Source organism: Mesorhizobium sp. M1A.F.Ca.ET.072.01.1.1 (assembly GCF_004023325.1).
Taxonomy (GTDB): domain Bacteria; phylum Pseudomonadota; class Alphaproteobacteria; order Rhizobiales; family Rhizobiaceae; genus Mesorhizobium.
The window spans coordinates 1-7,916 of the sequence record NZ_RZSF01000311.1 but is presented as its reverse complement, the minus strand read 5'-3'; the positions used below and the strand labels follow the sequence as shown (position 1 = coordinate 7,916).

Genomic DNA, 7,916 nt, shown 5'->3' with positions numbered 1-7,916 from the left:
CTACGACATTCTGCGCCGCGGCACGCTGGTCCTTTCGAAGGCCGCCGTCGAGGCTCTCGAGGAGCGCTTCAAATGACCGACCTCCGTCACTACGACGTGATCGTCTCGCCGGCGATCACCGAAAAGTCGACCATGGCTTCCGAGCAGAACCAGGTCGTCTTCAATGTCGCCAAGAAGGCGTCGAAGCCGGAAATCAAGGCCGCCGTGGAAGCTCTCTTCGGGGTCAAGGTTACGGCCGTGAACACGCTCGTCCGTAAGGGCAAGATCAAGCGCTTCCGCGGCACGGTTGGCCGCCAGGGCGACGTCAAGAAGGCGGTTGTGACGCTGGCCGACGGCCAGTCGATCGACGTCGCGACGGGTCTCTGAGCAAGGCCGCGAGGACAGGACAATGGCACTCAAGAAATTCAACCCGGTAACGCCGAGCACCCGTCAGCTGGTCATCGTCGACCGCTCGGGCCTCTACAAGGGCAAGCCCGTCAAGGGCCTGACCGAAGGCCTGACCAAGTCGGGCGGCCGCAACAACTACGGCCGCATCACGGCCCGCTTCATCGGCGGCGGTCACAAGCGTTCGTACCGCATCATCGACTTCAAGCGTAAGAAGTACGACGTCGTCGGCACGGTCGAGCGCATCGAATACGATCCGAACCGCACCGCCTTCATCGCGCTGATCAAGTATGACGACGGCGAGCTGTCCTACATCCTGGCGCCGCAGCGTCTGGCTGCCGGCGACAAGATCGTGGCCGGCGAAGCGGTCGACGTGAAGCCGGGCAACGCGATGCCGCTGGCTTCGATGCCGGTCGGCACGATCGTCCACAACATCGAGCTGAAGCCGGGCAAGGGCGGCCAGGTCGCCCGTTCGGCGGGCGGCTACGCCCAGCTCGTCGGCCGCGACCAGGGCATGGCGATCCTGCGCCTCAACTCGGGCGAGCAGCGCGTCGTGCACGGCTCCTGCATGGCCACCGTCGGCGCCGTGTCGAACCCCGATCACGGCAACATCAACGACGGCAAGGCCGGCCGCACGGTGTGGCGCGGCAAGCGCCCGCACAATCGCGGTGTGGCCATGAACCCGGTCGATCATCCGCACGGTGGTGGCGAAGGCCGCACCTCGGGTGGCCGTCACCCGGTTTCGCCCTGGGGCAAGCCGACCAAGGGCAAGAAGACGCGGTCCAACAAGGCGACCGACAAGTTCATCGTGCGCTCGCGCCATCAGCGCAAGAGCTAAGAAGAGGTAACGCCAAGTGACTCGTTCGATTTGGAAAGGCCCCTTCATCGACGGCTACCTTCTCAAGAAGGTGGACAAGGTTCGTGAAGGCGGTCGCAATGAGGTGATCAAGATGTGGAGCCGTCGCTCCACCATCCTGCCGCAGTTCGTCGGCTTCACCTTCGGTGTCTACAACGGCCAGAAGCACGTTCCCGTCTCCGTGAACGAGGACATGGTCGGCCACAAGTTCGGTGAATTCGCTCCGACCCGGACCTATTACGGTCATGGCGCGGATAAGAAGGCGAAGAGGAAATAATCATGGGCAAGGCCAAAGCTCCGCGCAGGCTTGCTGACAACGAGGCGCGCGCCGTTCTGCGCACCATCCGTATCAGCCCGCAGAAGCTGAACCTGGTTGCCGCGCTGATCCGCGGCAAGAAGGTCGCGACAGCGCTTTCCGACCTCGAATTCTCGGCGAAGCGGATTTCCGGCACGGTCAAGAAGACCCTGGAGTCGGCGATCGCCAACGCGGAAAACAACCACGACCTCGATGTCGATGCGCTGATCGTATCGGAAGCCTATGTCGGCAAGTCGATCGTCATGAAGCGTTTCCACGCGCGTGGCCGTGGTCGCGCCAGCCGTATCGAAAAGCCGTTCTCGCACCTCACGATCGTCGTTCGTGAAGTCGAGGAAAAAGGGGAGGCCGCATAATGGGCCAGAAAGTCAATCCGATCGGGCTGCGTCTCGGCATCAACCGCACCTGGGATTCGCGCTGGTTCGCGAACACCGGCGAATACGGTCAGCTGCTGCATGAAGACATCAAGATCCGTAAGTATCTTGAGAAGGAACTCAAGCAGGCCGCGATCTCCAAGGTCGTGATCGAGCGTCCGCACAAGAAGTGCCGCGTCACCATCCATGCCGCGCGTCCGGGCCTGATCATCGGCAAGAAGGGCGCCGACATCGAGAAGCTCCGCAGGAAGCTGATGGAGATGACGAAGTCCGAGACGCACCTCAACATCGTTGAAGTGCGCAAGCCGGAAATCGACGCCACGCTGATCGCCCAGTCGATCGCGCAGCAGCTCGAACGCCGCATTGCGTTCCGTCGCGCCATGAAGCGCGCCGTTCAGTCTGCCATGCGTCTCGGCGCCGAAGGCATCCGCATCAACTGCTCCGGCCGTCTCGGCGGCGCTGAAATCGCGCGCATGGAGTGGTACCGCGAAGGCCGCGTGCCGCTGCACACGCTGCGCGCCGATGTCGACTACGGCACGGCCGAGGCGAACACGGCGTACGGCATCTGCGGTGTCAAGGTGTGGGTGTTCAAGGGCGAGATCCTCGAGCACGACCCGATGGCGTCGGAGCGTCGCGCCACGGAAGGCGATCACGGCGGTCAGACCGGCGAGCGCGAGCGCGGTCGCCGTCGCGAGAACGCCTGAGAAATTTGAGAATTTGGAGTTAGAACGATGCTGCAGCCAAAGCGCACAAAGTTCCGCAAGCAGTTCAAGGGCCGTATCCACGGTACCGCCAAGGGCGGCACCAATCTGGATTTCGGCGGTTTCGGGCTGAAGGCGCTTGAGCCGAACCGCGTCACCGCGCGCGAGATCGAGGCGGCCCGCCGCGCGATCACCCGCGAGATGAAGCGCGCCGGCCGCGTCTGGATCCGGGTGTTCCCGGATCTGCCGGTCACCTCGAAGCCGACCGAAGTGCGCATGGGTAAGGGCAAGGGCGCCGTCGACTACTGGGCGGCGCGCGTCAAGCCTGGCCGCATCATGTTCGAGATCGACGGCGTCAGCGAAGAAACTGCGCGTGAGGCCCTGCGTCTCGGCGCCGCCAAGCTCTCGGTCAAGACGCGCTTCGTGCAGCGCATCGCAGAATAAGGACAGGCGATCATGAAAGCCGAAGACATCCGGACCAAGACCCAGGATCAGCTGGCCGACGACCTGGCCACCCTCAAGAAGGAGCAGTTCAATCTGCGCTTCCAGAAGGCCACCGGCCAGCTCGAGAAGACCGCACGCGTGAAGCAGGTCCGCAGGGACATCGCGCGCATCAAGACCATCGCCGCGGAAAAAGCCGCGGCCAAGAAGGCTTAAGGACGAGAACCATGCCAAAGCGCATCCTGCAGGGCACCGTCGTCAGCGACAAGAACGAGAAGACGGTCGTCGTCAAGGTCGAGCGGCGCTTCACGCATCCCGTGATGAAGAAGACCGTGCGCCTGACCAAGAAGTACAAGGCGCATGACGAGAACAACGCCCATAAGGTCGGCGACCAGGTGTTCATCCAGGAATCGAAGCCGATCTCCAAGGACAAGCGCTGGGTCGTCATCACCGCGGATCAGGCTTGATCCGGGCGAACGAAACGAATTTTGGACAGACCGGGGAGGGGTGAAAGCCCGTCCCGTTAGAAAAGAAGAAGGCGGCCAGTCATGATTCAGATGCAAACAAACCTCGACGTCGCGGACAATTCCGGCGCCCGTCGTGTCATGTGCATCAAGGTGCTGGGCGGTTCGAAGCGGAAGTATGCCTCCGTCGGCGACATCATCGTGGTGTCGATCAAGGAAGCCATCCCGCGCGGCCGCGTTAAGAAGGGCGATGTGATGAAGGCGGTCGTGGTTCGCACGGCCAAGGACATCCGCCGTCCGGACGGCAGCGTGATCCGTTTCGACAAGAACGCGGCCGTTCTCGTCGACAACAAGAAAGAGCCGATCGGCACGCGTATCTTCGGGCCGGTTCCGCGCGAGCTTCGCGCCAAGAACCACATGAAGATCATCTCGCTCGCGCCTGAAGTGCTGTAAGGAGCCGGACCCATGCAAAAGATCAGAAAAGGCGACAAGGTCGTCGTGCTTGCCGGCAAGGACAAGGGCCGTTCGGGCGAAGTCCTGTCGGTGCAGCCGAAGGAAGACACCGCGCTGGTCCGCGGCGTGAACCTCATTCGCCGTCACCAGAAGCAGACCCAGTCCCAAGAGGGCGGGATCATCACCAAGGAAGCGCCGATCCACCTGTCGAACATCGCGCTGGCCGACCCCAAGGACGGCAAGCCGACCCGCGTCGGCTTCGCCATCCAGAAGGACGGCAAGAAGGTGCGCGTCGCCAAGCGTTCGGGAGAAGTCATCAATGGCTAAAGCTGAAACCAAGCAGGCAGCTGCCAAGAACGAGCCGCGCCTCAAGAAGGTCTATCAGGAGACCATCCGCAAGGCGCTGCAGGAGCAGTTCGGCTACGACAACGAGATGCAGGTTCCGCGCATCGACAAGATCGTGCTGAACATGGGTGTCGGCGAAGCGACCGGCGATTCCAAGAAGCCCTCGGTCGCGGCCGAGGACCTCGCGCTGATCGCCGGCCAGAAGGCTGTCGTCACCCGCGCCCGCAATTCGATCGCGGGCTTCAAGGTGCGCGAGAACATGCCGATCGGCGCCAAGGTCACGCTGCGCAAGGAACGCATGTACGAGTTCCTCGACCGCCTCGTGAACATCGCGCTGCCGCGCGTTCGCGACTTTCGCGGACTGAACCCGAAGAGCTTTGACGGCCGTGGCAACTACGCCATGGGCATCAAGGAGCACATCGTGTTCCCGGAGATCAACTACGACAAGGTTGATCAGGTCTGGGGCATGGACGTCATCGTTTGTACGACGGCGAAGACGGATGACGAGGCCAGGGCGCTGCTCAAGGCCTTCAACTTCCCCTTCCGCCAGTAACGGCAGCGAAAAAGGAAAAATCTGAAATGGCAAAGACCAGCTCAGTCGAGAAGAACAACCGGCGCCGCAAGCTTGCCGGTCAGTACGCCGCCAAGCGCAAGGCGCTCAAGGAAATCGTCATGGACCAGTCCAAGCCGATGGAAGAGCGTTTCCGCGCCCAGTTGAAGCTTTCGGCGCTGCCGCGCAACTCGGCCAAGATCCGCATCCGCAACCGCTGCGAAGTAACGGGGCGTCCGCGCGCCTACTATCGCAAGCTCAAGCTTTCGCGTATCGCGCTTCGCGATCTGGGCAACAACGGCCAGATCCCGGGCCTGGTCAAGTCGAGCTGGTAAGGAGACACTGAGATGTCATTGAGCGATCCTCTCGGCGATATGCTGACCCGCATCCGCAACGCCTATGGCCGCAAGAAGTCGAGCGTCTCGACTCCGGCCTCGCGTCTGCGCGCCCGCGTCCTCGAAGTGCTGAAGTCGGAAGGCTATATCCGCGACTACAGCCAGACTGACTTCGAGAACGGCAAGTCGGAAATCGAGATCGAGCTGAAGTATTTCGACGGCGCTCCGGTCGTGCGCGAAATCGAGCGCGTCTCGAAGCCCGGCCGCCGCGTCTATGTCTCGGCCAAGTCGATCCCGCATGTCGCCAACGGCCTCGGCATCGCCATCCTTTCGACGCCGAAGGGCGTCATGGCCGATCACGAAGCGCGCGAGCAGAATGTCGGCGGCGAGATCCTCTGCCAGATTTTCTAAGGGTGAATGGTCAATGGTGAATAGTGAATGGTGAGACTGCACGGGACTTTTGACCGCGCCGTTCGCCATTTCACCATTCACCATTCACAGCAGTAAAGGAAGAGGAGACAACAATGTCTCGTATCGGAAAGAAACCCGTTTCGCTGCCGCAGGGCGTCTCCGCAACCGTCAACGGCCAGACCGTGACGGCCAAGGGCCCCAAGGGCGAGCTGAAGTTCGTGGTCAACGACGAAGTGCTGGTCAAGATGGAAGGCGCCGAGATTTCGGTCGAGCCGCGCGACCAGACCAAGACCGCCCGCGCCAAGTGGGGCATGTCGCGCACGCAGATCGTCAACATCCTGCAGGGCGTCAAGGACGGCTTCGAGAAGAAGCTCGAGATCACCGGCGTCGGCTATCGCGCCGCCATGCAGGGCAAGAACCTGCAGCTGGCGCTCGGCTTCAGCCACGACGTGGTCTATGAGACGCCGCAGGGCATCACGATCTCCGTGCCGAAGCCGACCGAAATCACGGTCTCCGGCATCGACAAGCAGCAGGTCGGCCAGGTCGCGGCCGAGATCCGCGAGTATCGCGGCCCCGAACCCTACAAGGGCAAGGGCGTTCGCTACGCCGACGAGCGGATTGTCCGCAAGGAAGGCAAGAAGAAGTAAGACTTTTGAACGCCGCGGGGCGCGACCGCGGGAGGCTTGGCCTACCGCACACGGTTGCCCCCGTTTTCTGAAGGCAAGGAACAGACACGATGGCTAGCCCCAAAGAAACCACCCAGCGCCGCGCGCAGCGCGTGCGCCGCCAGCTCAAGAAGGTCGCCGGCGAGCGGCCGCGGCTTTCGGTGCATCGCACCTCGAAGCACATCTACGTCCAGGTCATCGACGACGCGAAGGGCCACACGCTGGCCGCCGCCTCGACGCTGGAGAAGGAGCTGAAGGGCTCGCTCAAGACCGGCGCCGACAGCGCCGCTGCTGCCGCGGTCGGCAAGCTGATCGCCGAGCGCGCGTCGAAGGCCGGCGTCAAGGAAGTCGTCTTCGATCGTGGCCCGTACATCTATCACGGCCGCGTCAAGGCGCTGGCCGAGGCTGCCCGCGAAGGCGGTCTGAGCTTCTAATGCATGATCCCGAAAAGTTGCAGACTTTTCGGACAAGATCATGCAAAGGAGAAATTCACCGCCGGTGTCGATAGAGGCGCCGGCAAACAGCAACCCGTGCTTCCGGAAAAGAACAAGGACTAGGATATGGCACAGGAACGTAGGGAAGGCGGCCGCGGCCGCGAGCGTGAACGCGAAGAGCGCGACGACGGCATGGTGGACAAGCTTGTCCACATCAACCGCGTCGCCAAGGTGGTGAAGGGCGGCCGTCGCTTCGGCTTTGCCGCGCTCGTCGTCGTCGGCGACCAGAAGGGCCGCGTCGGCTTCGGCCACGGCAAGGCGCGCGAAGTGCCGGAGGCGATCCGCAAGGCGACCGAATCGGCCAAGCGCGACATGATCTTCGTGCCGCTGCGTTCGGGCCGCACGCTGCATCACGACGTCGAGGGCCGCTGGGGCGCCGGACGCGTTCTGCTGCGCGCCGCCAAGCAGGGTACCGGCATCATCGCTGGCGGCCCGATGCGCGCCGTCTTCGAGACGCTCGGCATGCATGACGTGGTCGCCAAGTCGATGGGTTCGTCGAACCCATACAACATGGTTCGCGCCACCTTCGACGCGTTGAAGAGCCAGATGCATCCGAAGGATGTGGCTGCTGCGCGCGGCATCAAGTACTCGACCCTTCAGGCCCGCCGCGGCACCGCCGTCGCGGCCGAAGAATAGTCGACGCTGACCAGGGATTTCGACCATGGCCAAGAAAGCTACCAAGACCATCACCGTCGAGCAGATCGGTTCGCCGATCCGCCGGCCGAAGGAGCAGCGCGCGACGCTGGTCGGCCTCGGCCTCAACAAGATGCACAAGCGGCGTACGCTGGAAGACACCCCTTCGGTGCGCGGCATGATCGCCGCCGTCCAGCACCTCGTCCGCGTTGTGGACGAGGCCTGAACGGAAGCGCAGGAGACAGAAACATGAAACTCAACGATCTGCGTGACAAGGACGGCGCCACGCACTCCAGGAAGCGCCTCGGTCGCGGCATCGGCTCCGGCTCTGGCAAGACCGCCGGTCGCGGCGTCAAGGGCCAGAAGGCACGCTCCGGTGTCGCCATCAACGGCTTCGAGGGTGGCCAGATGCCGCTCTACCGGCGCCTGCCGAAGCGCGGCTTCAACAACCTGTTCGGCAAGAGCTTCACGGTCGTGTCGCTGGCCCGCATCCAGGC

18 protein-coding genes and 1 pseudogene are annotated in these 7,916 nt (G+C 63.0%); all 19 read left to right on the top strand.

Annotated elements, in window-relative coordinates; genetic code table 11:
- Nucleotides 1-76, top strand: a pseudogene (locus EOA32_RS29750) (50S ribosomal protein L4); the annotation flags it as partial.
- Nucleotides 73-366, top strand: coding sequence for a 50S ribosomal protein L23 (locus tag EOA32_RS29745; protein ID WP_040983033.1), 294 nt, complete (start codon nucleotides 73-75; stop codon nucleotides 364-366). The pseudogene EOA32_RS29750 and the gene EOA32_RS29745, both read left to right, overlap by 4 nt.
- Before the next feature lie 22 nt (nucleotides 367-388).
- Nucleotides 389-1,222 carry a 50S ribosomal protein L2 gene (gene rplB / locus EOA32_RS29740; RefSeq protein ID WP_040970375.1) on the top strand — a complete coding sequence of 278 codons (834 nt, stop codon included), beginning with the start codon at nucleotides 389-391 and terminating at the stop codon, nucleotides 1,220-1,222.
- A 16-nt stretch (nucleotides 1,223-1,238) separates the two neighbouring features.
- Entirely contained in the window at nucleotides 1,239-1,517 is a 279-nt protein-coding gene (gene rpsS, locus EOA32_RS29735; RefSeq protein WP_006205463.1) for a 30S ribosomal protein S19, read from the top strand.
- Nucleotides 1,518-1,519: 2 nt separating this feature from the next.
- Entirely contained in the window at nucleotides 1,520-1,909 is a 390-nt protein-coding gene (rplV, locus tag EOA32_RS29730) for a 50S ribosomal protein L22 (protein WP_066989594.1), read from the top strand.
- Entirely contained in the window at nucleotides 1,909-2,631 is a 723-nt protein-coding gene (gene rpsC, locus EOA32_RS29725; protein WP_066989596.1) for a 30S ribosomal protein S3, read from the top strand. The genes rplV and rpsC overlap by 1 nt, the downstream gene beginning before the upstream one ends.
- Nucleotides 2,632-2,658: 27 nt before the next feature.
- The gene (gene rplP, locus EOA32_RS29720; RefSeq protein WP_027170364.1) at nucleotides 2,659-3,072 is read left to right on the top strand and encodes a 50S ribosomal protein L16; all 414 of its coding nucleotides are present in this window, start codon (nucleotides 2,659-2,661) and stop codon (nucleotides 3,070-3,072) included.
- A gap of 12 nt (nucleotides 3,073-3,084) precedes the next feature.
- Nucleotides 3,085-3,285: a 50S ribosomal protein L29 gene (rpmC, locus tag EOA32_RS29715; RefSeq protein WP_128373620.1), complete on the top strand. Its 201-nt coding sequence runs from the start codon at nucleotides 3,085-3,087 to the stop codon at nucleotides 3,283-3,285.
- An 11-nt stretch (nucleotides 3,286-3,296) separates the two neighbouring features.
- Complete coding sequence (gene rpsQ, locus EOA32_RS29710; protein ID WP_040970380.1) at nucleotides 3,297-3,536, top strand: 30S ribosomal protein S17; 240 nt, start codon at nucleotides 3,297-3,299, stop codon at nucleotides 3,534-3,536.
- Nucleotides 3,537-3,617: 81 nt separating this feature from the next.
- On the top strand, nucleotides 3,618-3,986 hold the full coding sequence (rplN, locus tag EOA32_RS29705; RefSeq protein WP_006205457.1) for a 50S ribosomal protein L14: 369 nt from the start codon (nucleotides 3,618-3,620) through the stop codon (nucleotides 3,984-3,986).
- 12 nt (nucleotides 3,987-3,998) lie between these two features.
- Nucleotides 3,999-4,313 (top strand): 50S ribosomal protein L24, encoded by a 315-nt coding sequence (gene rplX / locus EOA32_RS29700; protein ID WP_059188493.1) that lies wholly within the window; start codon nucleotides 3,999-4,001, stop codon nucleotides 4,311-4,313.
- Nucleotides 4,306-4,884: a 50S ribosomal protein L5 gene (gene rplE / locus EOA32_RS29695; RefSeq protein ID WP_095777622.1), complete on the top strand. Its 579-nt coding sequence runs from the start codon at nucleotides 4,306-4,308 to the stop codon at nucleotides 4,882-4,884. The genes rplX and rplE overlap by 8 nt, the downstream gene beginning before the upstream one ends.
- A 26-nt stretch (nucleotides 4,885-4,910) precedes the next feature.
- Complete coding sequence (gene rpsN, locus EOA32_RS29690) at nucleotides 4,911-5,216, top strand: 30S ribosomal protein S14 (protein ID WP_095777623.1); 306 nt, start codon at nucleotides 4,911-4,913, stop codon at nucleotides 5,214-5,216.
- A 12-nt stretch (nucleotides 5,217-5,228) separates the two neighbouring features.
- The gene (rpsH, locus tag EOA32_RS29685) at nucleotides 5,229-5,627 is read left to right on the top strand and encodes a 30S ribosomal protein S8 (RefSeq protein ID WP_066989600.1); all 399 of its coding nucleotides are present in this window, start codon (nucleotides 5,229-5,231) and stop codon (nucleotides 5,625-5,627) included.
- A 113-nt stretch (nucleotides 5,628-5,740) separates the two neighbouring features.
- The gene (gene rplF / locus EOA32_RS29680; RefSeq protein WP_067321468.1) at nucleotides 5,741-6,274 is read left to right on the top strand and encodes a 50S ribosomal protein L6; all 534 of its coding nucleotides are present in this window, start codon (nucleotides 5,741-5,743) and stop codon (nucleotides 6,272-6,274) included.
- 89 nt (nucleotides 6,275-6,363) lie between these two features.
- Nucleotides 6,364-6,726, top strand: coding sequence for a 50S ribosomal protein L18 (gene rplR, locus EOA32_RS29675; protein ID WP_066989604.1), 363 nt, complete (start codon nucleotides 6,364-6,366; stop codon nucleotides 6,724-6,726).
- A gap of 126 nt (nucleotides 6,727-6,852) precedes the next feature.
- Nucleotides 6,853-7,422: a 30S ribosomal protein S5 gene (gene rpsE, locus EOA32_RS29670; RefSeq protein ID WP_027046810.1), complete on the top strand. Its 570-nt coding sequence runs from the start codon at nucleotides 6,853-6,855 to the stop codon at nucleotides 7,420-7,422.
- A gap of 25 nt (nucleotides 7,423-7,447) precedes the next feature.
- On the top strand, nucleotides 7,448-7,645 hold the full coding sequence (gene rpmD, locus EOA32_RS29665) for a 50S ribosomal protein L30 (protein ID WP_027170355.1): 198 nt from the start codon (nucleotides 7,448-7,450) through the stop codon (nucleotides 7,643-7,645).
- Nucleotides 7,646-7,668: 23 nt separating this feature from the next.
- A partial coding sequence (gene rplO / locus EOA32_RS29660) for a 50S ribosomal protein L15 (RefSeq protein WP_128373619.1) occupies nucleotides 7,669-7,916 on the top strand: 248 nt, incomplete at its 3' end.

Excerpts from the sequence above, each read along its gene's own strand:
- EOA32_RS29745 (WP_040983033.1), top strand. The coding sequence starts at position 73 with ATGACCGACCTCCGTCACTACGACGTGATCGTCTCGCCGGCGATCACC.
- rplB (WP_040970375.1), top strand. The coding sequence starts at position 389 with ATGGCACTCAAGAAATTCAACCCGGTAACGCCGAGCACCCGTCAGCTG.
- rplV (WP_066989594.1), top strand. The coding sequence starts at position 1,520 with ATGGGCAAGGCCAAAGCTCCGCGCAGGCTTGCTGACAACGAGGCGCGC.
- rpsC (WP_066989596.1), top strand. The coding sequence starts at position 1,909 with ATGGGCCAGAAAGTCAATCCGATCGGGCTGCGTCTCGGCATCAACCGC.
- rplP (WP_027170364.1), top strand. The coding sequence starts at position 2,659 with ATGCTGCAGCCAAAGCGCACAAAGTTCCGCAAGCAGTTCAAGGGCCGT.
- rpmC (WP_128373620.1), top strand. The coding sequence starts at position 3,085 with ATGAAAGCCGAAGACATCCGGACCAAGACCCAGGATCAGCTGGCCGAC.
- rpsQ (WP_040970380.1), top strand. The coding sequence starts at position 3,297 with ATGCCAAAGCGCATCCTGCAGGGCACCGTCGTCAGCGACAAGAACGAG.
- rplN (WP_006205457.1), top strand. The coding sequence starts at position 3,618 with ATGATTCAGATGCAAACAAACCTCGACGTCGCGGACAATTCCGGCGCC.
- rplX (WP_059188493.1), top strand. The coding sequence starts at position 3,999 with ATGCAAAAGATCAGAAAAGGCGACAAGGTCGTCGTGCTTGCCGGCAAG.
- rplE (WP_095777622.1), top strand. The coding sequence starts at position 4,306 with ATGGCTAAAGCTGAAACCAAGCAGGCAGCTGCCAAGAACGAGCCGCGC.
- rpsN (WP_095777623.1), top strand. The coding sequence starts at position 4,911 with ATGGCAAAGACCAGCTCAGTCGAGAAGAACAACCGGCGCCGCAAGCTT.
- rpsH (WP_066989600.1), top strand. The coding sequence starts at position 5,229 with ATGTCATTGAGCGATCCTCTCGGCGATATGCTGACCCGCATCCGCAAC.
- rplF (WP_067321468.1), top strand. The coding sequence starts at position 5,741 with ATGTCTCGTATCGGAAAGAAACCCGTTTCGCTGCCGCAGGGCGTCTCC.
- rplR (WP_066989604.1), top strand. The coding sequence starts at position 6,364 with ATGGCTAGCCCCAAAGAAACCACCCAGCGCCGCGCGCAGCGCGTGCGC.
- rpsE (WP_027046810.1), top strand. The coding sequence starts at position 6,853 with ATGGCACAGGAACGTAGGGAAGGCGGCCGCGGCCGCGAGCGTGAACGC.
- rpmD (WP_027170355.1), top strand. The coding sequence starts at position 7,448 with ATGGCCAAGAAAGCTACCAAGACCATCACCGTCGAGCAGATCGGTTCG.